This is a genomic window from Rosenbergiella metrosideri (assembly GCF_022602565.1).
Lineage (GTDB): Bacteria > Pseudomonadota > Gammaproteobacteria > Enterobacterales > Enterobacteriaceae > Rosenbergiella > Rosenbergiella metrosideri.
Genome location: NZ_JALBCV010000001.1, coordinates 233,572 through 260,142, shown reverse-complemented (window position 1 = coordinate 260,142; position 26,571 = coordinate 233,572). Strand labels below are relative to the sequence as shown.

Below are 26,571 nucleotides of genomic sequence, written 5' to 3'. Positions count from 1 at the left end.
CAGTCGAGGCGACCTCAGGTTCGCTGACTGCCTCTTCTGCCTGAGACGCACGTTTTGCCTTGGCGCGGGCGATGGCCGCGGCGACCGCAGCTTTGCGCGGGTCGGTCTCAGTCGAGGCGAGCTCAGGTTCGCTGACTGCCTCTTCTGCCTGAGACGCACGTTTTGCCTTGGCGCGGGCGATGGCCGCGGCGACCGCTGCTTTACGCGGGTCGGTCTCAGTCGAGGCGAGCTCAGGTTCGCTGACTGCCTCTTCTGCCTGAGCCGCACGTTTTGCCTTGGCGCGGGCGATGGCCGCGGCGACGGCAGCTTTGCGCGGGTCGGTCTCAGTCGAAGCGACCTCAGGTTCGCTGACTGCCTCTTCTGCCTGAGCCGTGCGTTTCGCCTTGGCACGGGCGATGGCCGCGGCAACCGCTGCTTTACGCGGGTCATTATGCGCAGCATCGGACGAGTCGGTAACCGCTTCAATACCCACTGAGTGGGCATTAAGTTGGCTATCGTAGTCATCGGCAGTGACCAATGCGGCTTCTTGATCGGATTGAGTCTGTACCTTTTTCGCTTTAGCGCGAGCAACCGCTGCCGCCACGGCCGCTTGCCGAGAGTCTTCTTCAGAATGCGCGGCCTGTTGCTCTGCTTGGTATGCACGAGCTTTCGCTTTGCGTGCCGCACGCTGAGCGATCACAGCGCTATTATCAGGCGTATCACCTGTCGTGGCGCCCACTGGCTTATCGGCCGTTGCTTGCCGCGCTTTAACACGGGCAAGGGCAGCGTTAACCTGATCTTTTTCGACATTGGTCACCCGTGCTTTGGCGGCGGCATGGCGCGCCTCACGGGCTAATTTCTCTTTTTCTAACCGTGCTTGGCGAGCTTCAAAGCGTGCCTTCGCTTCTTGGGTCCGCTGGGCTTCTATATCGATGGCTAAGAGTTCTGCTTTCTCTTGACGATAATATTGCACGAGCGGGATATTACTGGGGCAGACATAGGCACAGGCACCGCATTCAATACAATCATTGAGGTTATAGGCGCGTGCTTTATCATGATCGCCGCCTTGGCAATACCAGTAAAGTTGTTGCGGTAACAGCCCAGCAGGACAAGCATCTGCACAGGCGCTACAGCGAATACAGCTCTGTTCTTCTTCCGGCTGTCCCATCTCCTGTTGCGAAGGGGCGATCAAACAGTTAGAAATTTTGATAATAGGAACCGTCAATGCCGGCAGGGTAAAGCCCATTAATGGCCCGCCCATAATCACCATTTGCTCAGGCTGTGGTCGAAAACCGGCAAAATTCAGTAGGTGTTCAACCGGGGTACCTAGACGCCCCCAGACATTACGCGGATGGCTAAGGTTTTCTCCTGTTAAGGTCACCACGCGCTCAGTTAACGGCTCTCCATCGATGACCGCACGTTTAACTGCGTAAGCGGTCCCCACGTTTTGCATCAGCACACCGATGTCAGAAGAACGTCCCCCTTTAGGGACTTCGCGACCAGTTAAAATCTTGGTTAATTGTTTGGCACCACCGGAAGGGTATTTGGTGGGTATAACCCGAATAATAATATCCCTGGTAGCCCCCAAGGCTTGAGTTAAGGCACGGGTTGCCTCGGGTTTATTATCTTCAATACCGATGATGATTTTCTCAGACTGCAGTAACCATCCTAAGATACGCGACCCGTCGAGGATCTCTTGTGCGTAATCTTGCATCAAGCGATCATCGGCCGTGATATAAGGTTCGCACTCTGCAGCATTGATAATCAGTGTTTTGACACCCTGTAATCCACTACGCACTTTTGTTGCTGTCGGGAAGCCTGCGCCGCCCAATCCCGCCACGCCAGCCTGATGAATACGCTCAACAATTAACTGACGATCGCAGGCTTGGTAATCGGTAATAGCCGGCATTTTCTGCCAACTGTCCTGCCCATCTGGCTCGATAAATATCGCAATCTCGGACAGGGCTGAAGGGTGCGCGGTAATATGTGGCGCAATGGCGGTGACGGTGCCAGAAGTAGGCGCATGAATCGGTAGCATCTTACCCTTACCAAAGGTTAAGGGCTGGCCGCGGAATACATGATCGCCTACAGAAACTAAAATTTCGCCTTCATGGCCAATATGCTGCTTGAGAGGCAAGATAAACTGCGGTGGCAGCGGAACCTCAGACAAGGGTGTGCCTGAAGATTGCGACTTCATTTCAGGCGGATGAATGCCGCCCTTAAAATCCCAAATCGGCTCGCGGCGTAAACGTGAGAAAAAATTAAACATGATGGTCAACCGGTATAACGCGAACGGGGATGGTATTGAGATCCCACTTCCAATTATCCTGAGTAGTAGGGACCGGGCGCATTTCTATACAGTCCGTCGGACAAGGGGCGACACAGAGATCACAGCCCGTACATAAATCGGTAATAACGGTATGCATGGCACGTGTGGCCCCGACGATGGCATCAACAGGACAAGCCTGGATACATTTGGTGCAGCCGATACAATTACTTTCATCAATCCACGCAATCTGTTTCTCTGGTTGTTTTAGTTCAGCACCCCCTTCGATGGGTTGAGGGTCGACATTTAACAACTCTGCAATGCGCAGCATCGTCTGTTCGCCCCCTGGGGCGCACTTATTAATGAGCTCACCCTGATTACCGACCGCTTCTGCATAGGGTTTACAACCAGGATAACCACATTGGCCACACTGGCTTTGGGGAAGTAATTCGTCAATTTGTTCAACGATCGGATCTTCTTCGACTTTAAAACGCCGAGAGGCGTAGCCAAGTAGCCCTCCGAAACCTAATCCTAAAATACTCAACGCAACGATTGCGATACAAATTGCGGTAATCAAAACTTCACCAGTCCTGTAAAGCCCATGAATGCAAGTGCCATCAAGCCTGCGGTGACCAACGCGATAGACGAACCTTTAAAGGGAGCAGGGACATTGGCCAACACCAAGCGTTCACGAATTCCGGCAAACAGTACCATGACCAGTGAGAAGCCAAGCGATGCACTAAAACCATAGACTGCGGCTTGTAAGAAACTGTGGTGCAAATTAACACTCAGTAAAGGCACGCCAAGCACTGCGCAGTTAGTGGTAATGAGAGGTAGAAAAATACCCAAAAGACGATAAAGCGAGGGGCTAGTCTTACGTACCACCATCTCTGTAAATTGAACTGTGACGGCAATAACCAAGATATAAGCTAGGGTCCGCAAATAAACCAGATCGAGTGGGACCAAAATAAGGTGGTTAACCAACCAAGCACAAATTGATGCGAGGGTGATCACAAAGGTGGTCGCCATGCCCATACCGATTGCAGTTTCGAGTTTTTTAGACACGCCCATAAATGGACAGAGCCCTAAAAATTTCACTAACACAAAGTTATTCACTAACACTGTGCCAATGAAGAGGAGAAGATAATCAGTCATGTGGTTGCCATTAAATAAAATCTCCCGATATTATCTGAAAATATCGGGAGTATCTCAACGTCGTAACTTAAATATACCGGTTGATAAGCACTGAGTATTAAATTTCTGGCTAAAAGTTAACCATTTGTGCTCAACGTTGTGCCACTTTCTCTTTTAAGAGGCGTTTTTCTTCAGCAGATAAAAAGGCCATATACAATCCGTTCTCCTGGGCTTGACGGATCTCAGCAGGGGTCAAGCCGGCAGCAGGGGCCGCAACCTCATATTCATGGGCAAGTTCGATCCCTTGTACCGCCGGGTCATCCGTATTTAATGAGGCCATTACGCCATGTTGTAAAAATTTTTTCAATGGGTGTTGGGCAAGGTCAGTGACAGTGCTGGTCTGGATGTTAGAGGTTAGACAAGATTCGATCCCAATGCCATGTTCCGCTAAATAGTCCATTAATTCAGGGTCTTGCACCGCTTTAACCCCGTGGCCGATACGTTCCGCCCCCAATTGTTGGATCGCTTGCCAAATACTCTCTGGGCCGGCGGCTTCGCCTGCATGAACGGTAATACGAAGCCCCGCATCGCGTGCACGCTGAAAGTGCGTCAGAAAACGGTCGCCTGGAAAACCTAATTCATCTCCGGCTAGATCGATGGCGACGATCTGGTCGCGATGCGCCAGAATACCGGCCAACTCTTGCTCGCAGGCGTGTTCACCGAAAGTCCGGCTCATAATACCAATTAATTTAGCGCTAATCCCGAAATCTCGACAGCCCGCTTGGACGCCATCAATCACGGCCTCTACCACTCCGGCGATAGGCAGTTTGTGGGTCATCGCCATGTAGCCGGGAGAAAAGCGTAATTCGGTGTAATCGATACCTGCACGCAGGGCATCCTCAATATTTTCGTAAGCTACGCGGCGACAGGCGTCCAGATTACCCAGTACTTTCACACCCCAATCGAGCTTTTGCAAAAAGCTGACTAAGTCTGGCTCGTTAGACATCACTTGTACGTGAGGACGTAAGCTTTCGATGTCGTCGGCAGGTAATCCACTATTAAAGGCTCGACCTAAATCAAGAATAGTACTCGCACGAATATTTCCATCTAAGTGACGGTGAATATCGGTGAGGGGAAGTTGAGGTATAATCATGGTCGACTCTTCAAAAATGTTTATGGACTGCATAGTATAAAAACATCCCCCACCGAGATGCCAATTATTTCATTACCTGCCAGTAAGTTTTCGATACCAGACGGTCTAGACGCTTTATCGATAAGAAAATTAGATTGAATGGATTAAATTTGTCTATAAAATAATACAGAGATCCTCGGCATAAGGTAAAACTACTGATGAATGATTACTTAACCCTTGCAGCTGACGAACATTTGTCGTTATTGCGCGAAACCCATTTACAGACTCAAGGTCAGACATCGATCAAAGAATGGCAAATTATTGATGGGCAAGGGCGGGTGACTGGTGGAGTGATCTTGCAAGACAAGATGAATTTACGTCGTTCTTACAGTGGTGAATACCGTCTTACACAACGTAATCACCAAGGCGATATTGTCGTCGACCGCTTAATCTCATCACTTTAGGTCGCTTCTTATCTCAGTATTGATGATTGTTCGATATACTGTGTGCATAACCCTTAGGAGATCGAGATGAATAGAAAATCTTTGTTGGTGAGTATCGGTGGTATCGCAGTCATGGCAACATTAGCAGGATGTGCCCACTCCGACTCGCATCCTGAAACCGAACGTCAGATCGGCATGGCGAACCCAGCTTCCGTCTACTGTCTATCGCAGAAAGGGCAGTTAGATAACGTGAATACTGCACAGGGAGTAGCCAGCTACTGTACATTACCGAGCGGGGAAAGGGTTGAAGAATGGGCACTTTTCCGTCGTGACCACCCACAGAAGTAACTCTATACGAATGACCTATAAAAAACCCCACGCCGGTGGGGTTTTTTGTTTTGGTGCCAGCTTATTGTTCGCTGTTACTTGAGGTTAGATACTGTTCAATGAATTGCTCAAGGGTCATTTTGTCTTGGTTCACGGTGACTTGACCTGAGGCATAGTGTAACGCTGACTGAATACTTTCTGAGTTTTGGGTTGTCAGATGATACATTTCGCCTAACGCAGATAAGGATTGAACCTGTTGTGCAGCGAATTGACCGGCTTGTTCAACGGGAATGCCCTCAGATTGAGCGATCACCGACATCAATTGCGTTGCCATGGGTTTACTAATGGTTAATGAAGCGTTCAGTTGTTTCAAGTAACTATCCACAATTCCCGATAATCCCTGACCGTTACCTTGTGTTTTATTAGGGTCATTAAAGTCTGCTTTCAGGGAGAACTGACTTTCACCTTTCTCATTTTTCAACGTCAAGTTATCGACAGAAAATTGCGGCGCATCAGCCAGTAAGGCAGGGATGTTCTGTAACACTGCCGCATTGACTTCATTCTGCATCGCTTGCAGTTCATCTTGACTCGTGACGTGAGAGATATTCGCCATATTTTTTTGAACGGCTTGGTTGTAGTTATCGTAGAAAGTTTTCATGCCGCTTGCACTAAAATCGTGTAATGACAGTTTCATATTGGCGGAACCAAGCGGTAACTGCTGCCACTCGATCTTATCAATCTGGTAATTAAGGCTACCATTAACCAAATTTTTAGCACTATCGAGATCAGAGTGACCCTGAATGCCTGTGAGCTGTACCGCAGGCTTATGGTTAAGGGCGTAAAGGAAATTCTTCGCATCAATCTGCTGTGTCCCGATCCGTAATCCCTCTTTACTGAGATGGCTATCCGACCGTAAGGTGAGCCCATTAAGGGTCATCTCAGTGTCGATATCGGCATCATTTTTGAAATTGAGCGACACCTTTCCAGAGTCAATATTGAGTGCGATTGCGCTATCATCCGGGGACGTTTTCAACGCGATATTGATCGCATCGCTACTTAGAGTGCTATCCTCGGCATTATATTGGATGGGTTGGATCTGGATTGCAGATGATGTCGCATGGCCGTAACCAATGCGCGTTTCTGCGGAGAATGGCGATTTACCTTTGGTAAAGTCGAACAGCGACTTAACCGTCGGGGTATTTGCCAACTCAGTATGAATCGAGGCCAGTGAAGGGATTAGAGTGAAATGTTTTAGCTGCGCAAGTGGGAGAGGACCATGACTGATTTTCTCGTTGAAGACCAATTGGTCTCCTGGCGCTAGAAGGGCATTCTCATCATCAGCCGGTAAACGACTCTTCACGATAAATTGTGTGGTACTGCTAAATATGTGCCGTTCGTAACCCTGACGCGTCACGACTAATCCCGCCTCGGGATAGTGCTGAGTGAGTTGCTCATTAAGTTGTGCCACGACCTCATCAATATGCTGTTCTGCTTTTTTACCCGTGAACCAAGCGCCACCGGTCCAGAGAACACCAATCCCTACCACAACAGCTATAGCAACGTTAGACTTCTTCATAATTCATTGGGTCCTTATCGATCCTGATATCTGGCCAGCGGTCACTGTGAAGGATTTTCTCCACAGCCACACAATTGTTTTACACGCTTTTACATTCTAACCGCCTAATCTATCAAGGAATGGGGGGGCTCGCCCAGTCATTTTGATTTCTGGGATCATCATTTGCCCAATTAATGCCCTCGCGCAGCAAATTTACTAATTAGGCATAGAATTAAGGGATATTTATGTCAAAGAGGAATGAGCAACATGAGTGATTTTCGCTACGAAAACGATTCAATGGGTAAAATAGCAGTCCCTCACCATCAGCTATGGGGCGCACAAACTCAACGATCACTGGAACATTTTCGAATTTCCACTGAAAAAATGCCTCCTGTACTAATCCATGCCCTCGCCATCACCAAACGTGCCTCGGCCACAGTTAATCATCAACTCGGCTTATTAGAGGCTGAGAAAGCTACTGCCATTATCGATGCGGTGGATGAAGTGTTAGCGGATAAACATCCGACAGAATTCCCATTGGCGATCTGGCAAACCGGGTCGGGGACGCAAACAAATATGAATATGAACGAAGTTCTCGCCAACCGTGGTAGCGAATTGTTAGGTGGAGAGCGAGGGATAGGCCGGAAGATCCACCCAAACGATGATGTGAATAAGAGTCAAAGCTCTAATGATGTGTTTCCAACCGCCATGCACATCGCGGCCAAACTTGCCGCCGTGCAGCAGCTATTACCGGCCTTGGAAACCTTAACACAAGTCTTAGCAAAAAAATCCGAACGTTTTAACGATGTCGTAAAAATAGGTCGCACACATCTTCAAGATGCGACGCCCCTTACCTTAGGACAAGAAATTTCGGGTTGGGTAAGTATGTTGACCTTCGCCAAGTCCCATCTACTGGCAGCCATGGATCATCTGTCAGAACTCGCGTTAGGGGGGACGGCAGTAGGGACGGGGCTGAATACCCATCCGGATTACGCCGAAGGCGTGGCAAAAGAGATCGCCCGCTTTACTGGGGAATCCTTTACCTCAGCCCCGAATAAATTTGAGGCCTTGGCGACCTGCGATGCCTTAGTACATTTTCACGGCGCATTAAAAGGATTGGCCACATCATTAATGAAAATAGCCAATGACGTGAGATGGCTAGCCAGTGGCCCACGCAGTGGTATTGGCGAAATTACCATCCCTGAAAATGAACCGGGTAGCTCAATCATGCCTGGTAAGGTCAATCCTACGCAATGTGAAGCTTTGACGATGATTTGCGCGCAGATTATGGGTAACGATGTGGCTATTTCGGTCGGTGGTGCTTCCGGTAACTTCGAACTCAACGTGTTCCGTCCAATGATTATCCATAACGTGTTACAAAGTTTACGATTATTGGCCGATGGCATGCACAGTTTTACTGAACATTGCGCCCAAGGTATCGAACCCGATCGCCAACGTATCCAACAGCTGGTCGAAAACTCACTCATGTTAGTCACTGCGCTCAATCCGCATATTGGTTACGACAAGGCTGCGGAAATCGCCAAGAAGGCTCACCATGAAGGGCTAACGCTTAAAGCCTCGGCGTTAGCGTTAGGCTACCTGAGTGAAGAACAGTTCGAACAATGGGTGAAACCCGAGCAGATGACCGGGCAATAATAAGGTTAATCCTCTTTCCATAACCAGAGGCGAGGGATCACTAAGGTTGCTGAGTGCGCATCGGGCTTATGACGATGCGTAATATTTTCCTCATCGTAGTGCTGCAGACTGCCTAGCTCAGGAAGGGTCTCGCCCTCTAAGCACGTAATAATCAGTGGATTCGGACAAGCAACTTGGGTCTGTTTCTGCTGTTGACTTTGCCAAAGACGCGCAATCGGTTGGACCTTAACGGGGCGTTTGATTTTTAACCGGCAATCACGCGGCAACTGTTTAATCAGTTGTAACTCCTCTTGCACTTTCTCTGCCCACTCCTCGCGTGACCAGGGGGCGCGTGCGCGGCCGGCTTGAAGACTCTTCTCTAACATCTCAATGACCCCTTGTTGACTATAGCGCTTGATCACGTGTTTATTGGCCCAGCCGAAATTAACCGAATCAAGGCTGGGATAAACATTGAGCGAACGGTAGACGTTTAGGGTCAACAGCCCCGGAAAGTGTTGATGCACGAAAGGGAATCGAGCGGTGGAGGGCAGCCCACTCTCTACCGTGATCAGCTTTTGGAAGTGCTGCTTAGCCTGATTAATGAGGGTACTTGAGGCCATTAAGCGCTGTTGTCGCTGCGCATCCACCTTTACGCAGATAACCCCCGGTAAGCGTGTCGCGCTACGCGTACTCTGTTGCTCGGATTGCTGTTGCAAATAGAGGTGGGAAAAATGTTGTAATGCACGCTGACGGGCTTGGCGACCAATATGCTGTTCAACCTTGATAGCGGGCGTTGGGGCGAGTTCTTCGCCCTTAGCTATTGGGGGGAGGGTGAAGACCCGAGCCGCCAAGAGTTGGGCTGATTCAATATTCTGGCAAAACGTTGCCAGCTCAGTTTCAATAAGAGTCAGCGTTTCACGCATTTCTTCGACTAATGTATAACGCATCAACAACCTTAGTTACAACATACTATTGTGTTGTTTCATTATAGAGTGCTTCGGTTACAATCGCAATCTCAGGGTCAATAGAAATGCCCAGCAAGACTACGTATAATGTGCGATGACCCGGTGCTGAACTTCTTCTCATGGCTATTGTTTGGTAGAGTAGTGGGGTTTTTGATACATGTTCTTATTTCTTACCTGAAGAGGCTTTGATGTTAGATTATCGTTTTCCAACTGCGCTACAAATGGTTCTCAGTGTCGCTATGTCTGAAGAACAAGGAAAACGTTCGACCAGCAATACTCTCGGCAATGGCGCTGAAGCTAATCCAAGTTTGATCCGGAAATTAATGGTCCCGCTGACTCGTGAAGGAATCTTCGTTACAACCTTGGGTCGTACTGGTTCCATCCACCTTGCTCGCCCTGCTGAAGAGATAACGCTCTGCGATATTTATATGGCCGTTAGCCAAGAGAAAAAATTGTTGAATTCTCGGCCTGATGTCAAAAAACCTTGTTGTATAGTGAGTGCCAATGTCTGTTGGTATTTTAAGCAGATAGCGGAAGAGGCCGAACAAGCCTCTTTGAATGTTCTCGCCCAACACACCGTTGCCGATGCGCTAGCCGCCCTTAAGCAGGGTAAGGACCTCAATCCACTCTCAGAATGACTCAGGTTAAAGCATAAAAAATAAAGTGTAACTTTAAAGGTTGCATTTAAAGAGTTTAGGATGCATTATTTAATGCAACTAAAATAGATACACTTTATGTCGCTAGGAGTCGCAGATGAATGGTTCTTTCTTTGATGATTTAATTCATTGGATTGATACCCATATTGAGAACCGCTTAAATTTAGATATGGTCGCTGACCGTGCCGGTTATTCAAAATGGCATTTACAACGTATGTTTAAAGAACACACAGGTCACGCCTTAGGTGAATATATTAGAACCAAAAAATTGGAAAAATCGGCTTGCCGGTTAACCCATTCTGATGAACCTATCTTATCTGTTGCGATTTCAATGGGCTTCGATTCCCAGCAATCTTTTAACCGCAGCTTTAAACGTCAATACGGCATGGCGCCAGGCACTTGGCGACGTAATGCCTCACCTGTTCAAACAATGCATTGATCTCTTCACCCGCCTCGTAGCGAGGCGGTGAATCTATTGTGCGCTGATCGCATTCCCTTTACTACTCTGCTAGACTTGCTAAATTGTCTCTCTGCCATCTCGTTCATATGCAGCTGAAAAAATATCGTCCCTTTATTATCGTGATCATGTTATTGATTGGCTACGCGCTGAAAGCCGGTTATAGCCCATCAACCTCTCACGTTACGCCGTCTTCCACCACGCAAAAGTCTTCGACTTCAGCCTCTTCGACAACAGCCAATACTGATCCCAGCAATGTGGCACGTTACCTCCGCGCTCATCAAACGCTTCCTGATTACTATATCCGCAAGGGTGAGGCACGTCGCAAGGGCTGGGTGGCGTCAAAAGGGAACCTGTGTGAAGTCTTGCCAGGAAGAGTCATTGGCGGAGACCGTTTCTCTAATCGCGAACATCGTCTACCCGAACAAGCGGGGCGTTCATGGCAAGAGGCTGACGTCAACTTCAGTTGTGGCCGCCGTAACAGTGACCGTCTATTATTTTCATCCGATGGGCTCATTTATCTGACCACCGATCATTATCGTAGCTTCCAACAGGTGCCCTAAATGTTCACGCTCCATTTTGATTGCCAACATATCCATTCGCGGGATGATTTTTATCATCAGTTACGCCAGCAATACTCAACCGATTATCTGTTCGGCGACTCGCTTGACGCTTTATGGGACTGGTTAACCGGCGAAATTCCTTTACCCTTGACCTGCTACTTTCATCAACTTCAGCCCCAGCAACTGCACGCTGAGCATCCCTTAGCTGCCATACTGGCACTTATGGATGAGGTAAAAGATGAAGCGCCTCAGTTGTATCATATTATCATTGAGCAGGCCGATACAATGCCACACTAAGTGATAGGCGACATAACGCGTCCGTCATCACGCCAGTAATATTCTCGGCTATCGCCACGTGAAGATAAGGTGTTTAACTCTACCTTTATCCAATGCGGATCGATGCTTTGCCGTTGACTGTCTGTAACGCTAATCACTTTCGGTAAGCTGAGTAACTCGCCCTCTGTATCGAAGGCCCACTCGAGTTCGATCGTCACGCCCAATACTAGCTGCTTGATTTTTTGACGATTAGGGATCAGCGCAAAAAGTGGCGAGGCGATCACCGTATCATCCTCTTTACAACGGTAACCAATAGAGGTTGATTGGGTGATGGTTAGCAAGGTGCGTTGCACAGCTTGACAAGTAGGACCCAATAATACCTTATACAGTTGTCCATCTTGCGTTAGCGGCCCATACCAACGTGTAACTGCCACATTGCTGATATTGCCTGGAAGAATGGACCGATCAGCGGTAATGTGTTTAGTCATCAGTGAGTAGAGTAGGCCGCCCAGACTTGTCGCATGCTTACCGTTTGCTAATTTTCCCGACATACAGAATGGTAGCGCTGCATCGGTCGGTAACTCTGTGAGTAAGCAGCAATGAACCGGTAGTTGGCGAAACCTTTGCTGAAATAGTGCCAGCTCCATCACTTGACCACTTAACAAGACCACATCACAGCGCTCTTCAGTGACAGTGTCACTTATGAGTTGTAGAAGTTGACCCAAGCGACACTGAGGGCCACTTAAAAAATCGACAAATTCACCAAATGAAAACTGAAAAGATAATGTGGGTAATTCAATTGAATAACAGGCCATTTTCTCTTTAAGGTTGTTCTCTATGTAAGTCAATACGTCGGCGTCAAGTAGTTGACTGATACGGCAGAAATACGCGGTTTCCTGCAGACGATAGCGCTGTAAAATATCGTCGACGACTGGTAACAGTAAATGCCTGACGACATACTGACGCCATACCGTATCGCCTTCACAACTCTTCTCTCGACTAAATAGACGTTCAAGAATTGTTCCTACCGAGCTGAGCCCTTGTTGACGAAGGTGGTCGCCAAGTTGTGGCAGTAGAAAATGAGTAATGATATCTTCGAGCAAACTGTCACCGGCTAGGGTGAAGCCTTCTCTGCGTAGTAATTGCGGGCTAAAGGCCGGTGCAGCAGAATTTTCGGGTGAGATAAGCGGATATTCTGTCACGGCAACATCGGTTGTGCCGCCACCGACATCGATTAATGCAATACGTAAATGCGCAGTATGCGGTGAGCGCTGGTAGTACTGCTGTAAAGCCTCCACCGATTGGGTACGCAATTGCTGCCAAAGCCAAAAGATTTGCCCACAACAGGCTTCGTCCCAAGGGAAGCGTATGTCAATCTCATGGCTGCTCACCGGAAAAAATTTAGGCTGTAACCTATTGATGAGCCTTATCGCTCTTTCGGTTAAAAGTCGAAAACGTTGCCGTTCCAGCGCGGTAAAGTTAACTGGGAGGGTGAAGGTCAGTCTAGTAATGACGCGTGGTGTATCATGGTTAGCGTATCGTTGACGATAACCTACGCTATTAATTTGTATCGCGATCTGATTTACCAATTCGATAATAAGAAAAGTAAAAAGCGCGGAGCGCGAGAACTGTGGTACAAATACCGGGAATTTATCAATATCTGCTAATTCATCGAGTAAACTTCCTTGATCATTTAACAATAAGCTCAGGGGGTGATCGATCGATGAGTACTGTGCCTGATCGGTCCGACACGCATTGAACCACACGACATTTGAAGGGTGATCATCCCAAATATAGCGACGTGGGCAGGTTATCCCTTGAGGTTGTAGATCATGATGTGATTGTGCATTGAGGCGCTGAGCTTCAGGGCCGATACGTACCAAAGAGCCCCATTGAAAGGCATCCAGCCTGCCACTGGCTGAAGAGTGTCCAACCTGACCAAAAGGCGCGGGTGAGAAGTTGAGTTCACTGCTAAACAGGGTATATCCCTGTTGGGTCGGACAGCTCAGGTCCCGCAACTGTAATTCACTGCAGAGACTCAGTGGGTTTATGCAGTGGGCATCCACTTCATATAATACACCACAACTATTGCTGTTGCCCAAATCGATGATTGCCTCCACCGCAATAGACTCGCTGTCCGAGGCAACCTCGCGAAATAAAAGGGGCCGGGGCTTAATGCGATGCACCAGGACCTTCAGCAGGTTGATATAATGAGCTTGCCAGATATAGGACGGCATAGAGCTCTCGGCAGGAAAAATAGCGGTCATCCAAGTACTGACCCAATGTTGCTGAAAAAAAGCTTGCCATACCCTAGGATGATGCGGCAAGGCAAAGAGCTGTCCCTGATCCACCTCGAACTGACTGGGCTGTAAGCCATCATCTTCGAGACTCACTTTTGTATCGAAGGCGAGCGTAACGTCCCAACCCTGTTCGGTTCGCGGATGGGGCGACACATATACCCGGGCCCAATTCATCGGCCGTGCTGCGCAAGTTTCTCCTTGCAGGGTAAAATAGGGGATAGGCAGCCACTGATGTTGGAGTGCGGTTAGGGATGCTGAAAGTGAAAAGACATACTCGGGACGAACCCATTCAACCGCAGCGCCGTCATATTCACTATACTGGTACTGACCTCTTGCATCAGGAATTACCTCGCACATCGGCCCCTGAACACTTGCGCGTATAAATGCCGTCTCAGTAGGTACAGGATCGTCCATGACAATATGATGATCAATAAACTGTATCCCTGAATCTACAAACAGTATCTGAGGCTGTTGGCCTAAATGGGTCATAGGGTTCTCTCGCTATAAAGCTTAACGGGCAGCAGGGTGGACGGCTTTTGCTGCCAGCGACATTGGGTATTCGGTGCGCTCTTTTCACAAATAAGGGTAATAATCGGCAGCGTCATACCCTCGTCACAACGTGCTTTCGCTGTCTTTATGACCAGCTTACCACTGGAAGTAAAGGCCGATTGGCTGGTCGTCATACACCTTTGCTGGCCAAAAGTAATACGTGTAATCGCCTTGCCGTGGCTGAAGTCAAACGTTACGGCGGCGGTCGTGTTGTCTAGTCTAAGATTGGTTAGCCAAGTCCCGTTTAGAAAATCGACATTACCTTGGTAACGTGAATGTGCCGGGATCATAAGCGGTACACGGCTTTTCTTTACCCTAATAGGTCTGGACTCAGGGGGAGGAAGCGCCAGTTCTGCGGGTTGAAGTGGCAAGGCTTGACTTGCCGTCATCATGCCCTCTATAGACTGCTGAATCTCATCTACCGTCGAAATAATATGTGGAAGCGTCGCAAACGATGGCTTTGTGCTCGGTCGTAGGAAGGTTATAGCGCCTGCGATAAATAGGGTAATAACCGCCACGGCGAGAGCGTAGCGGTAGGGTGTGCTAGACCGTTTCGATGGTGAGGGGGTGTCATCCGCAGCAGACTCGTCCTCAAGATGTTGCTGTAAACGGTGTTGAAGAGAAGGGATATCGACAGCAGTCCGCCCCTGATCATAATACCCCCACTGCGCTAACAGCGGTTGTTGATCTACCAAAAAAATGGCCTCTGTGGAGGGGATTACGGTTAAGTTTTGCAGTATTTGGTCGATAATCGTCAGAGAGCGGGTGCGCTGACCGGCGAGTTGCTGACGCAGCGTATTAATCGCATCGATCCTCTCCATCAGCTGCGCTAGGCAGTCAACTTGTTGCGATAAGCTGGCCTGACACCAAGGTGTGATGACCTGGTTTGACGAGTGAGGAAACCACTGTAACGCGATGCCTTGATCACTTAATACCGGTTGCGCCAGCATTCGCCTTACCGCGTCAAGGCCGTGCTGCGATAACAGCTGGAATATTTGCGGTGCATAGCGACCAAGGGGGATCCCCTCTACCTTGACCGCTATGTAATCGTGTCCCTTATAAAGGGGTAAGCCTGCCTTTGCCATCAGCCATCCAATCTATTCATTCTGCGTGATTAATGACTTATGATACGGAGGCTAGTCTCACCTTATGCTGCGAATAGATTACGTTAAGTCTGTCTAACTAGGCTATTATTACTATTATTAGCCGTATAGTTATTCCACCGCTCACGATTGACAGGGAGGGCGTGTGTTACATTCACCGCGTGTAGTACGTTGGCTTGTATTAATTGTTCTCAGTCTAGTCGCTGTGTCCTTACTAGAATCAATCCATCTTCCGGCGGCCTTACTCCTGGGACCGATGTTTATCGCAATACTTTTTGCGGTGACCAAACAGATGGTCTCATTGAATCGCACACTGTTTCGTGCTGCACAGGCGGTGGTAGGGGCGATGATTGCACGTGCCATGCCAATCGAAGTGTTTAAAGAGATGCAGCACACCTGGCCTATTTTTATCATGACAGTATTTTCGGTGATCGCAGTCAGCACTTTATTAGGCGCAGTGCTAGCAAAATGTAAAGTCCTACCCGGGACGACTGCCCTGTGGGGATCCTCCCCTGGCGGGGCGACGGCCATGACCCTGATGGCCGGAAATTTTGGTGCTGACGTCCGGTTAGTCGCCTTTATGCAATATTTGCGTGTACTACTGGTAACGCTACTCGCTACCGTTGTTAGTCACTATCTGGCTCCTGAAAGCGCTGCCACCTCGGCGATTACGCAACTCGAACAGCCTATTGCTTGGGGCGCTTTTATCATTACCTTAGCGATTATCCTATTTGCCTTAATACTCTCCAGATTCATTGCGCTTCCCGCGGCCCCTCTATTACTGAGCATGATCATGAGTAATCTCGCCATGAATGTCGGTGGCCTGCAGATTGAGTTACCGTTGCCTTTACTCGCTATGGCTTATGCCATGATTGGCTGGAGCATAGGTTCACGTTTTACTAAAGATATTCTACGTTATGCTTTCCATACATTACCCGCCACTCTATTATCGGTCATTTTGTTGATGGCTATTTGCTGCCTGTTTGCGTGGATGTTAGTGGAATATGCGGGCATCGATCCATTAAGTGCCTATTTAGCCACTAGCCCGGGGGGTGCCGATTCTGTAGCCATTATTGCGTCATCAGTGTCAGTGAATCAGCCCTTTGTCATGTCGATGCAAACAGGTCGTTTTATTGCCGTGCTCTGTTTAGGGCCAGCCTTATCTCGTTTGATTGCACGTTGGCTACATTGATTCACCGCGTAAGGTAATTGAAAGGAAATTGGGAGGAGGGACCGACAGCAAGCAGCTACATGTTCTTGTGGGTCATAATGGTCGACTACGACACTTATGAGTCTCACTCTGAGCTTCTTACGCAACCTACCGTATTAGCACACAGTCAAGATGACTAGATAATCACAGCCCTATTGCACTCTCGATAACCCCTAATGCAATATTTCAAAGCGATCAGTTGTACTACAAAATATGTTTCAGCCTTGCTTAACGCCCACTAATCGATTGTTCTGCACTACACTGTGTTGACTCACAAGAGGAAGCCAAAATGCCAACGAAGATTAACACTGTTTCAGTACTTGGGTTAGGGGCAATGGGTCACGCTTTTGCCAGCAACTTACTTAGAAATAATTTTACGTTAAGGGTATGGAACCGTAGCGCAGAAAAAGGGAAAGACTTAGCTGAACAGGGCGCGACCCTAGCCTCTACCCCGGCTCAAGCGGTTGAGGGAAGTGAAGTGGTGCTGGTCATGCTCGCTAATGCTGAAATCACCTTGGAGGTTATGCACCACGTCATTGATGCTTTAGCAGACCAAGCCATCGTCGTTCAAATGGGAACGATAGGCGTCGATGCTACGCAGCAACTCCATACCTTATTGAAAGAGAAACGTCCTGATGTCGGTTTTATCGACGCCCCGGTTTCAGGAACAAAAAAACCCGCAGAAATGGCACAGATATCGATACTTGCTAGCGGCGATCGCACACTACAATCAACCATCGAACCCGTATTTACGGCCATCAGCAAAGGCACTCACTGGTTAGGTGATGCCGGAGCAGGTAGCGCCATGAAACTCGTGGTCAACAGTTGGTTAATCGGTCTGGTACAAAGTTTGGCGGAAAGCCACTGCTTAGCTAAGCAACTGGGTTTTAGTCCCAAAACGCTCTGGTCAGTCTTAGAGGGGGGACCGCTCGCAGCCCCTTATGCGAAAACGAAATTGGAGATGATTGATGAAGGCACCTACGCGCCGCAGATGCAGTTGAAGTGGGCGTTAAAAGATGCAACGCTCGCCGCAGAAGCTGGCGGGGCTGAGCAGATGCCAAATCTACATTCGATCACATCACTGTGGCAGGCTGCAGTAGACGCCGGATTGGGGGAGAAAGATCTCTCGGTAATCGCACAATATCTCGAAAAGCAGTAAGCTAAATGGCGTTCTTCCACAAGGAGAACGCCATTTTCAGTTATTGCCAAAACTTGCGCCGACTCGTCTTACCTATTCCCGGATTACAGCTATTAGTGGGATCGAGTTCGCGCCAATGTTGCTGATAATCTTCCTGCGCAGCATATAAATGCCCCACATTATGTTCAGCAGGATAGCGTGCACCACGCCGTTCAATATAGTCGATAACCTCTTGCTTAAACTGCTTACCATCGACCCCAGGTTTTAATATATAGTCCTGATGGTTCACTAAACAGAAAAAGTGCCCGCAACAAGAATCGGCTTGAATTTGGTCCTGAAGGTGAGCAGGAAGATCAAATAACCATTGCTCGTCGTTACGGCGAAATGCCGCATCAAAGGCTATCAGGCGCTCATTAGGGTCGATACCCAAATAATCACAATACGAAATCGCAGCCCCACCGACCGCAAAGCGGATTAAAAACGCATCTTGGGCCTCGTTTTTATCGCAGATAAAAAAATCACCTTGCTGGTCGCTAAAAAAGGTATTCAGCAGGGCAGTCATTTGCGCGGCTTGTTCACTGTCCACTTTTATCAATAAATGATGCGGATAGCGACGGCGATAGTCTAAGATACGCTTGGCGACGAGCGGAGGTGTAATTTGATTGAAGCCTTGAATCAAGCGATCGGTTAAATTCTTTGGTAGGCACTTAATATTTTTTACTCTGACGTCCCATTTTGCTTTTTTCGCCATCATACCGGGAATCGACTGAGGGCCGAGTTGGCGTATCGCCAAGATCAGATGCTTGGCATAACGTAGCGTCATATCGAAGGCATTAGCGTGGATATATTCCGCTTGGATCGGTAACTGATCGAGCTTCGTTAATAGAAACCGTCGCAGCGCTATCAGGACTTTTTCATCATTAGTCCCAATATAATAGGTCTCTGTCCCTTTACTGGCAGGAAAGGTGGCAAGCCTTGCCGCAAAAACGATAATCTTTCCAGCACACCCTGCGCTGTCATGTAAATAATGCGGGTCGCCATTAAAACGCGCGGGGGTTGCAGAGTTGGTATCACGCAGTTTCTCAGCGTAATCATCGGCCCATATCTTGCCTTGCCACGTATCGGAATCCCCGGTAGTGAACTGTTTGGCCTCAAGATTATGTAAGATTTCTTCAGGTGTTTCCCCTAACTCGATCCCTAGATGGTTAACGAGGGAAATTTCACCTTGCTCGCTAATCTGCGCGTAAAGCGATTTTTCAGTGAAGGCGGGTCCCCGCCGAATGAGTGACCCACCTGAGTTATTACATAAGCCACCGATAACTGAGGCACCGATACAGGACGAACCAATCACCGAATGAGGCTCTCGCTGTAAGGGCCTAAGGGTATCTTCTAATTCGGTAAGGGTAGAGCCAGGATAAACGATGACCTGTTGGCCATCATCGATAACCTGAATCCCTTTTAAGCGGCGAGTACTGATGATAATGATAGGACGATCGTAGTCGTTACCATCCGGCGTCGAGCCGCCAGTAATCCCGGTATTCGAGGCTTGCATCAAAATAATAACCTCTGCGGCAACGCAGTGTTTCAATACCTGCCAGAGTGCAGACAAGGATTCGGGGATAATTACGGCGAGTGCCTCGCCTTGGCCGACACGAAACCCAGTAGTGTAAAAGGACTTATCATCTTGAGAGGTTAAGACTTGCTTGTTACCGACAATGCCCGATAACGTGTTGAGCAATGCTAAAGCTTGTTGTTCCATATCCGCCTGATCCTTGCTGCTAAGTAATAGTAAAACAATATACCTAAATGCTTTTGGGGGAAAGGGGGCTGGAAATCAACAATTCGGTAATCTTTAGTGATTACCGAATTAACGGTTATAACTTAGTGATAATTTTATCGAGTGGGAAGCGGGACTTAGGGAGCTGCGCATTGAAATCTGCATCGCTGTTATAGCCAACCGTTGCCATCACGACACTGTGCAAACCTTGAGCCTCTAATCCCAGAATATTATCCATCTCTTGGGTATCAAAGCCCTCGATAGGCGTAGCATGTAGACCGAGTGCAGGGGCACCAAGTAATAAGAAGCCTAAGGCAATATAGAGTTGACGCTCCATCCACTTATGCTGAAACTCAGGGGAGTGGGCAACATTATTAATATAACTGCGGCGACCTGCATCATTTTTCTGGCGAGATTCCGTATCACGAAAACGGCCATCTTGCGCTTCTTGCGCCACTAACTCGTCTAAGTGTTGCTCACTGATACCATTGATACTGGAGAAAACGATAGCAAGAGGGGCTTGTGCCACTTTGGTTTTATTCAGATCGAAGATAGCGGGCGCAATTTTTTTACGGCCAGCCTCGGTGGTGATCACATGGAAATGCCAACCTTGCAGATTAAGCGTAGAAGGGCTGTTCTGTAGCAACGACAGGACATCAGCGATCTGCTGTTCAGTCAGTGGGCGTGAGGCATCATAGGCTTTAGTGGTAAAACGATTAGAAGCCAGTTCAGTAATGTTCATATTATAAGGGACCCTTGTGCGCGAATATCTTAATACGGTAAAGAATTCTATCGAGTAGAGCAATACATCAAGCACATAGGGTTAACTTATTAATCAAGATACTTATTGGCGATGGTTTTTAGCGTGATGTTATAGCGCAGTGAAAGTAACCGTATCGCCGTGCAGCTGCCAATCGCGAGCCAAATACTGTATTGCGGCGGAATAATACCCGATGAGCCTAAAATCTGAATACCCGCACCAATCAATGCCGCACTCGCATAAATCTCTTTAGTGAGGATCACAGGAGAACGGCCAGTAAGAATATCCCGTAGACATCCACCGCCCACGGCGCTGATACAACCCATTAAAATAGAAAAAAAGATCTCATGGGTATGTACGTAGGCTTTGTTTGCACCAAAGGCGGCGAAAAAACCAAGCCCTAGAGCATCAAAGAAGAGGGCAGGTTTCTCGAAAGAGAACACAATCTTTTGAAAAAAACTGATCAACATAATCGCGATGATGACACAGGCAAGGTACTCAACATTGATCAATCCAGCAGGAGGGGTAGCACCTAAACAGATATCCCTAACACAGCCACCCCCTACCGCCGTGACAAAGGCTAAGACAAAAACGCCAAACAGATCAAAGCGATGCCGAACACCGACTGTTGCGCCACTCAATGCGAAAACAAAAGTACCAAATACATCAATAAAATGCAGAAGAACAGTCATGGCTCAAGCGCTCATAGCAGATTAGGGAGCACCATCAAGGGTGGGTCTCAACGAGACCGGCAGATGATATGCCATAACGGGCACGGAAAAAAGCGTTTCCCGTGCCTTAAGGACAGTAAACCTTATTGGCGGGAGAAAATAGAGGCCTCTTGCATTAATGCGTCACTGGGTCTCACTCCAGTATATAACGCAAATTGCTCTAACGCTTGTAGCGCAATCACCTGATCACCACTCAGTACTTTTTTACCCAGTGCATGACCTTTTTTCACCAGAGGGGTTTGTGCCGGGAACGCAACAACGTCGAAGACTGTGTCAGCCGCATCCACGATCGATTCGGCAAAGGCGAGGGTGTCACTTTCAGCGCCGCCGGTCATGCCTATTGGGGTGACATTGACGATAATATCGGCAGTCGTAGCCTCGTCGGGCGACTGATAGCGATAGTGATACTTCTCTGCAAGCGCTTTACCGCTCTGCTCATTACGCGCCATTACGCTGAGTTGAGTGAATCCGGCATTATGAAAGGCAGCCACCACGGCCTTAGCCATACCGCCTGCACCCTGTACCAGCACAGTTTGTGAGTTGTCTGGCAGATGGTCGGTGATCAACTGGCGAATAGCTAAAAAATCGGTGTTATAAGCGGTGAGTACACCGTTATCATTGACGATGGTATTGACGGAATCGATCGCTTTAGCCGAATCTGTCAAGTGATCGATAAAAGGAATGCAGCTCTCTTTAAAGGGCATAGAAACTGAACAACCGCGGATCCCTAATGCTCGCACGCCTTTGATCGCCGCTTCTATATCGGTCGTCGAGAAAGCCTTATAAATAAAATCAATATCGAGTTTCTGATAAAGATAATTATGAAAACGGGTGCCAATATTACTGGGGCGGCCGGAAAGAGAAATACAGAGTTGAGTATCTTTATTGAGCATCATTCAGTCCTAGTCATAATATATAGCGATATTATTATCAATGAACCGATTCCATTGGAAGATAAACGCTAAAAAAATGCGACGCAGAAACATATTGCGTGATCATACCAGTGAATATTTCTGTAAAAGGATAGCAGGTTAACAAACGGATATTAATGAACAGTATAATCCTCTATCGTCTATGCCACTCAGTCACTGTCAGGAGTTAACGCCCAATGGTTACCCCATGCTATCCGAATGATGACGCCTGTTGGCAAGCCGTGAAGACCCGTGATACCACCGCCGATGACTACTTTGTCGTGGCCGTTCGCTCTACTGGTCAATATTGCCCCCCCAGTGCCGTGACGATTTTACCTGCCCGAGACAATGTCGAATTTTTTCGTGATAGTGCGTCGGCCGAGGCGGCAGGCTATACCTTAAGCGAGGCTAGCACACCAATGCCGCACTGTCCTGCGAAGTGGATCGCCATCGTAAAAAAGAGCTGTTATCTGATCGAGAATGCTGAACAGTCACCGGATTTATCGACACTGGCCAATCATTGTGCAGTGAGCAGCGGCTATCTTCACCGTATTTTCAAATCGGTAACGGGACTGACGCCGAAAGCATATAGTGAAGGATTGCGTGCCATACGCTTACGAGAACAGCTTAATAATCCACAGCAATCGGTCAGCGAGGCCATATACCAAGCCGGTTTTAACGCAAATAGCCGATTTTACGAAAATGCCTCGCTGCGCCTCGGGATGACAGCGAAGCACTATCGACAGGGCGCTGCGGGAGTGACGATCTATTTTGCACTCGGACAGTGTAGCCTTGGCTCGGTACTGGTAGCGCAAAGCGAGAAGGGGGTCTGTGCGATCAGCTTAGGTGATGAGCCTGAATCGTTAATTGAACAATTTCAGCAACAATATCCTCACGCTATTTTGGTGGGCGGGGATGCGCATTATGAACAGATCGTCGCCCAAGTCATTGGTTACATTGAACACCCCGGCTCGATCTGGCACTTGCCCTTGGATATTCAAGGTACTGTCTTTCAAGAGCGTGTGTGGCGGGCGTTACGTGATATCCCCCTAGGTTCAACCGTTAGTTATACCGATATTGCCGAGCAGCTCGGTTCCCCTAAAGCCGTTCGCGCCGTTGCCCAAGCCTGTGCGGCCAACCGGCTCGCTATTGTGATCCCTTGTCATCGCGTGGTGAAGCGCGATGGAAAACTCTCGGGTTATCGCTGGGGCGTGGCCCGTAAAGAAGCACTTTTACTGCGTGAAAAAAAACTCAATAAGGCATAGTACTACGCCTCGATGTGCGGTATCAGCTGGGGCAGTGTTACGGTGGCGCGGCAACCGATAGGCTGCAAATTGGTCAAGGTAAACTGGCTGCGGTGTAATTGACAAATACGTTGCACGATATTTAGCCCAAGGCCAATCCCATCATATCGGCGGTCCATTCGTACAAAAGCTTTACTTAATTCCGTCGCCTTATTCAGATCAATACCAGGGCCTTGATCATCGATCTCAATACAGATATTTAAGTCCTGTGCAGACACTCGTAAGGTAATAGCTGAGTTTGGCGGGCTGTAACGGTGAGCATTCTGAACAAGGTTCTGTATCACCATCTGTAACAACGTAATATCCCCTCGTAACTGTAAGGCTGTAGCAGGGGTCTCAACCACCAACGATTGCTGGCGCTGGGCTAACTGCCGTTCACACTCCGGCAGCATGGGAGTGATAACCGCTGCCATAATATCGAAATATTGATAACTTCCGGCGGCAAAAGATTGACCCACGCGAGCAAGTTTGAGTAGTTGAGCAACACTGTCGGTCATTTGATCCAAACGTGAAAGCAGATCCCCCAAGTTGAGCTGATGTTTTTTCTCAATCAGTTGAAGATGTAGCCGTAATCCAGCCAGTGGGGTTCGCAATTCATGGGCCACGTCAGCAGTAAACAGCCGCTCTCGCTCTAAGGTTACGGTTAATCTCGCCATCATGGTATTGATTGCTTCAACGACTGCGCTGATTTCAGTGTATTCACTCGTTGAAGAGAGGGGATCGAGATTATCTTCGGAACGCTGTACCAGCACATTACTCAGGTCAGCCAATGGCTTGGTGACTCGTCTGATGGCATTAAAACAGAGCACTAAACAGGCAATAATAATCAGTAACGAAGGTACAGCTAAACTCGCCACCGCTTCATGCACCTCTTTTTCATAATGACGATGACGATCGTGGTGATTGATGGCACTTTGCACCAACAAAGTGACCTGTTCTCGGCTCTCATGCCAAAGCCAGAGGATACTGATCGCTTGGCAAATAACAATAATCGCTCCCACCGTCAGCATCAGCTTCCAGCGAAGCGTAGTCGGCGCTAAAACGCGAAGACGATTTTTCATGGTGTATTTTGTGTCCGAATAGAATAACCAAAACCCCGCAAAGTCTGAATACGCTGTTTACCGACTTTATCCCGAAGATTGTGGATATGCACTTCCAGCGAATTGGTTGAGGGTTCGTTATCCCAGCTATAGATGTCGCTATAGAGTACATCACGATGCACTGGTTGGTTCGCCTTTAACATCAATCGTAATAAAATTGCGTATTCCTTCGGAGTTAACTCGAGCAATTGTTCGCGTACAAAGACTTGGCGCCGACCAATATCAATAGTGAGATCATCAATTTGTAGCAGATTATCCGATTGTTGATGAAAACGACGGATCAGCGCTCGACTTCGTGCGAGCAACTCTTCAAGTGCAAAGGGCTTGACTAAGTAGTCGTCTGCACCGCTATCAAGCCCTATCACGCGATCCTCAAGAGTATCGCGAGCGGTCAACACGATAATCGGTATAGCATTTTTTTGCCTACGTAAATGCTTCAATAAGGTTAAGCCGTTACCATCGGGCAATCCGAGGTCGAGCAGGATTAGGCTGTAAGATGCGGAGTGAAGAAACTGTTCGGCTGGCTTAATGCCATTCACTGCATCACATAGATAGTTCTCACTCTGCATCGCGAGCAAAATTCCCTGCTGTAACAGGGGATCATCTTCGATGATTAAGACTCTCACGCTTTGGCTCGACAATGCGTCAGTAAGTCGAGTTGTGGTGCGTATTCCCGAGTTTGGACACCGAATAAACCTAATAGCGTGGGGAACAAATTATCTTGCGACGTTTGCATAAGCTTGGCCTGTTCAACCATACATTTCTTATCGACAGCATAACGTTGCTGATAGTCTTGGGAAAGCCAAATTAACAAAGGCACGTGCTTCTGCTGAATTGGCGCCACGCTATAAGGCAAGCCATGCAAATAAACGCCATCTTCGCCAAGCGATTCACCGTGGTCGGAGAGGTAGACTAAACTTGTGGTAAAGCGTTGTGAATTAGCTTGGAGTAACTGGATACCTTGATCCACCATCGCATCCATATAGCGAATGGTATTGTCGTAGGTATTCACCAGCTGTTCGTTAGAACAGTGTTGGACCTCATTGGTATCGCAGGTCGGGGTATAGTATTTAAACGAATCCGGGTAACGATGGTTATAGGTTGGGCCGTGGCTACCAATAGTATGCAAAACGATCAACGTATTACCGGTTTGTTTATCAATATAGCGCTGTAAGTTGTGGAACAGCACTTGGTCATAACATTCACCATCGATACACATGCCAGGCAGATTCTGCGCGGTCATCTCTTCAGTTGGTACCCTTGCGCAAGCCCCTTTACAGCCGCCATCGTTTTCTCGCCACAGTACATTGACGCCAGCACGCTGCACAATATCTAATAGTCCCTCACGATGATTCGCGAGCTCATCGTTATAGTGATCGTGGCCCATCCCCGAGAACATACAGGGCACAGACACGGCAGTCGATGTACCACAAGACAGTGTATTCGGGTAATAGACCACGTTATCTTTAGCTAATAAAGGGGTCGTTTGACGTGCGTAACCCCCTAGCCCGACATCTTGCGCACGAGTCGTCTCACCGACCACTAAGATAGTGAGGGAGGGTTTTCCAGTAAGGTGCGCCGCAATTTGGTGAGCGTCTTCGCCGAAACGAATCAAGGGGAGATTCGCCGTACGCTCGTGTTTGTACCAAGACAACGCGGCCGCGATACCGTTTGACGGGCTTAGGTAAGTGATCAGTTCTCGGTTATTACGAAACAGCGAAGCATAATCTTTATAAAAACTGTTCGAAATTAAATAGGTACCGGATCCGGAAACCAACAATGCGATCAATGCCCAGCTGATGCGCCGCAGAAAAGGTTGGCGTGTCAAACGTCGGACAATACACAGCACAATAATGGGGAGAATAGCGGTCGTAATGAAATAGCCGACCATCTGCGGCGTGACCAACGCGAAACTCTCCGCCGCGGTAGTATTCGCCATATTCGCGACCATCGACCTATCGACGATAATACTGTAACTACTAATGAAATATTGGGCGCTACTGGCGAGCAAGATAAACATTATCGCGACCGGAAAAGCCAGCCACACCACTTCGGCCAACATTAAAATGCTAAACAGGACAAAAAAAGAGACCCAAGGCATGCTAAGCAAGAATAGCCATGTATGACGGGTATTAGGGTCAACAAGCCGATAGGCCTGCTCAAAAAAAGGAATATTTAAACATAGCGTGATGGCAGCAGCCGTCAACGCATTGATAGCGGGGTGCGTTAAGCGCGTCGTAAACCAACTTTTCATAACATAAATCCGGACTTAGCATCGAATGTTGGATTATCGCTGACTG

25 protein-coding genes are annotated in these 26,571 nt (G+C 48.2%); 10 read left to right on the top strand and 15 right to left on the bottom strand.

Annotated elements, in window-relative coordinates; translation table 11 throughout:
• From rsxC to add, 4 genes are all read right to left on the bottom strand, one after another.
• Positions 1-2,248, bottom strand: a 2,248-nt coding sequence (gene rsxC, locus MKR94_RS01235; protein ID WP_241645092.1) for an electron transport complex subunit RsxC, incomplete at its 3' end; no start/stop codon positions are given.
• Entirely contained in the window at positions 2,241-2,819 is a 579-nt protein-coding gene (rsxB, locus tag MKR94_RS01230) for an electron transport complex subunit RsxB (protein WP_241645298.1), read from the bottom strand. The genes rsxB and rsxC, both read right to left, overlap by 8 nt.
• Complete coding sequence (gene rsxA, locus MKR94_RS01225; RefSeq protein ID WP_048912111.1) at positions 2,819-3,400, bottom strand: electron transport complex subunit RsxA; 582 nt, start codon at positions 3,398-3,400, stop codon at positions 2,819-2,821. Before rsxA ends, rsxB begins: the two co-directional genes overlap by 1 nt.
• A 130-nt stretch (positions 3,401-3,530) precedes the next feature.
• Complete coding sequence (add, locus tag MKR94_RS01220) at positions 3,531-4,532, bottom strand: adenosine deaminase (protein ID WP_241645091.1); 1,002 nt, start codon at positions 4,530-4,532, stop codon at positions 3,531-3,533.
• Positions 4,533-4,729: 197 nt separating this feature from the next.
• Here add and MKR94_RS01215 point away from each other — a divergent pair, with 197 nt between their 5' ends.
• Together MKR94_RS01215 and MKR94_RS01210 are read left to right on the top strand one after the other, a co-directional pair.
• Complete coding sequence (locus MKR94_RS01215) at positions 4,730-4,975, top strand: hypothetical protein (RefSeq protein ID WP_241645090.1); 246 nt, start codon at positions 4,730-4,732, stop codon at positions 4,973-4,975.
• Positions 4,976-5,041: 66 nt separating this feature from the next.
• Complete coding sequence (locus MKR94_RS01210) at positions 5,042-5,302, top strand: putative hemolysin (RefSeq protein WP_277755564.1); 261 nt, start codon at positions 5,042-5,044, stop codon at positions 5,300-5,302.
• 61 nt (positions 5,303-5,363) lie between these two features.
• Here the strand turns inward: MKR94_RS01210 and MKR94_RS01205 are convergent, their stop codons facing one another.
• Positions 5,364-6,857: a YdgA family protein gene (locus MKR94_RS01205; protein WP_241645089.1), complete on the bottom strand. Its 1,494-nt coding sequence runs from the start codon at positions 6,855-6,857 to the stop codon at positions 5,364-5,366.
• Between the two features lie 246 nt (positions 6,858-7,103).
• On the opposite strand from MKR94_RS01205, the gene fumC reads away from it, so the two are divergent.
• Positions 7,104-8,492, top strand: a complete 1,389-nt coding sequence (gene fumC / locus MKR94_RS01200) for a class II fumarate hydratase (RefSeq protein WP_241645088.1) — start codon at positions 7,104-7,106, stop codon at positions 8,490-8,492.
• 5 nt (positions 8,493-8,497) lie between these two features.
• On the opposite strand, the gene tus is transcribed toward fumC, so the two are convergent.
• Positions 8,498-9,421, bottom strand: coding sequence for a DNA replication terminus site-binding protein (tus, locus tag MKR94_RS01195; protein ID WP_241645087.1), 924 nt, complete (start codon positions 9,419-9,421; stop codon positions 8,498-8,500).
• A 203-nt stretch (positions 9,422-9,624) separates the two neighbouring features.
• Here tus and MKR94_RS01190 point away from each other — a divergent pair, with 203 nt between their 5' ends.
• The 4 genes from MKR94_RS01190 (at position 9,625) to MKR94_RS01175 (ending at position 11,409) form a co-directional block, all read left to right on the top strand.
• Positions 9,625-10,074, top strand: a complete 450-nt coding sequence (locus tag MKR94_RS01190) for an RrF2 family transcriptional regulator (RefSeq protein ID WP_241645086.1) — start codon at positions 9,625-9,627, stop codon at positions 10,072-10,074.
• A 115-nt stretch (positions 10,075-10,189) separates the two neighbouring features.
• Entirely contained in the window at positions 10,190-10,531 is a 342-nt protein-coding gene (locus tag MKR94_RS01185) for a helix-turn-helix domain-containing protein (RefSeq protein WP_048912118.1), read from the top strand.
• Between the two features lie 107 nt (positions 10,532-10,638).
• Positions 10,639-11,112 (top strand): ribonuclease domain-containing protein, encoded by a 474-nt coding sequence (locus MKR94_RS01180; protein ID WP_422047483.1) that lies wholly within the window; start codon positions 10,639-10,641, stop codon positions 11,110-11,112.
• A complete protein-coding gene (locus MKR94_RS01175; RefSeq protein WP_241645085.1) occupies positions 11,113-11,409 on the top strand; it encodes a barstar family protein in 297 nt (98 codons plus the stop codon). It abuts the gene before it with no gap.
• On the opposite strand, the gene MKR94_RS01170 is transcribed toward MKR94_RS01175, so the two are convergent.
• Both MKR94_RS01170 and MKR94_RS01165 read right to left on the bottom strand, forming a co-directional pair.
• A complete protein-coding gene (locus tag MKR94_RS01170) occupies positions 11,406-14,177 on the bottom strand; it encodes a virulence factor SrfB (protein WP_241645084.1) in 2,772 nt (923 codons plus the stop codon). The two genes, MKR94_RS01175 and MKR94_RS01170, sit on opposite strands and share 4 nt — an antisense overlap.
• The gene (locus MKR94_RS01165) at positions 14,174-15,322 is read right to left on the bottom strand and encodes a hypothetical protein (RefSeq protein ID WP_241645083.1); all 1,149 of its coding nucleotides are present in this window, start codon (positions 15,320-15,322) and stop codon (positions 14,174-14,176) included. Before MKR94_RS01165 ends, MKR94_RS01170 begins: the two co-directional genes overlap by 4 nt.
• Positions 15,323-15,485: 163 nt before the next feature.
• Here MKR94_RS01165 and MKR94_RS01160 point away from each other — a divergent pair, with 163 nt between their 5' ends.
• Together MKR94_RS01160 and MKR94_RS01155 are read left to right on the top strand one after the other, a co-directional pair.
• Positions 15,486-16,532: an AbrB family transcriptional regulator gene (locus MKR94_RS01160; protein ID WP_241645082.1), complete on the top strand. Its 1,047-nt coding sequence runs from the start codon at positions 15,486-15,488 to the stop codon at positions 16,530-16,532.
• 307 nt (positions 16,533-16,839) lie between these two features.
• Positions 16,840-17,709 carry an NAD(P)-dependent oxidoreductase gene (locus tag MKR94_RS01155; protein ID WP_241645081.1) on the top strand — a complete coding sequence of 290 codons (870 nt, stop codon included), beginning with the start codon at positions 16,840-16,842 and terminating at the stop codon, positions 17,707-17,709.
• Between the two features lie 40 nt (positions 17,710-17,749).
• Here MKR94_RS01155 and dld read toward each other — a convergent pair whose 3' ends face one another.
• The 4 genes from dld to MKR94_RS01135 all read right to left on the bottom strand — a co-directional run bounded on the left by dld (position 17,750) and on the right by MKR94_RS01135 (position 21,849).
• Positions 17,750-19,447, bottom strand: coding sequence for a D-lactate dehydrogenase (gene dld / locus MKR94_RS01150; protein ID WP_241645080.1), 1,698 nt, complete (start codon positions 19,445-19,447; stop codon positions 17,750-17,752).
• A 115-nt stretch (positions 19,448-19,562) separates the two neighbouring features.
• On the bottom strand, positions 19,563-20,207 hold the full coding sequence (nfsB, locus tag MKR94_RS01145; RefSeq protein ID WP_241645079.1) for an oxygen-insensitive NAD(P)H nitroreductase: 645 nt from the start codon (positions 20,205-20,207) through the stop codon (positions 19,563-19,565).
• A gap of 89 nt (positions 20,208-20,296) precedes the next feature.
• Entirely contained in the window at positions 20,297-20,917 is a 621-nt protein-coding gene (locus MKR94_RS01140; protein ID WP_241645078.1) for a trimeric intracellular cation channel family protein, read from the bottom strand.
• A 122-nt stretch (positions 20,918-21,039) separates the two neighbouring features.
• Complete coding sequence (locus MKR94_RS01135) at positions 21,040-21,849, bottom strand: shikimate 5-dehydrogenase (protein ID WP_241645295.1); 810 nt, start codon at positions 21,847-21,849, stop codon at positions 21,040-21,042.
• A gap of 215 nt (positions 21,850-22,064) precedes the next feature.
• On the opposite strand from MKR94_RS01135, the gene ada reads away from it, so the two are divergent.
• Positions 22,065-23,132 (top strand): bifunctional DNA-binding transcriptional regulator/O6-methylguanine-DNA methyltransferase Ada, encoded by a 1,068-nt coding sequence (ada, locus tag MKR94_RS01130; RefSeq protein ID WP_241645077.1) that lies wholly within the window; start codon positions 22,065-22,067, stop codon positions 23,130-23,132.
• A gap of 2 nt (positions 23,133-23,134) precedes the next feature.
• On the opposite strand, the gene pmrB is transcribed toward ada, so the two are convergent.
• The 3 genes from pmrB to eptA are packed head-to-tail and all read right to left on the bottom strand — an operon-like array spanning position 23,135 to position 26,525.
• A complete protein-coding gene (gene pmrB / locus MKR94_RS01125; protein ID WP_241645076.1) occupies positions 23,135-24,232 on the bottom strand; it encodes a two-component system sensor histidine kinase PmrB in 1,098 nt (365 codons plus the stop codon).
• A complete protein-coding gene (pmrA, locus tag MKR94_RS01120) occupies positions 24,229-24,897 on the bottom strand; it encodes a two-component system response regulator PmrA (RefSeq protein ID WP_241645075.1) in 669 nt (222 codons plus the stop codon). Before pmrA ends, pmrB begins: the two co-directional genes overlap by 4 nt.
• Positions 24,894-26,525, bottom strand: a complete 1,632-nt coding sequence (gene eptA / locus MKR94_RS01115) for a phosphoethanolamine transferase EptA (RefSeq protein ID WP_241645074.1) — start codon at positions 26,523-26,525, stop codon at positions 24,894-24,896. The genes pmrA and eptA overlap by 4 nt, the downstream gene beginning before the upstream one ends.
• Between the last annotated feature and the right edge of the window lie 46 nt (positions 26,526-26,571).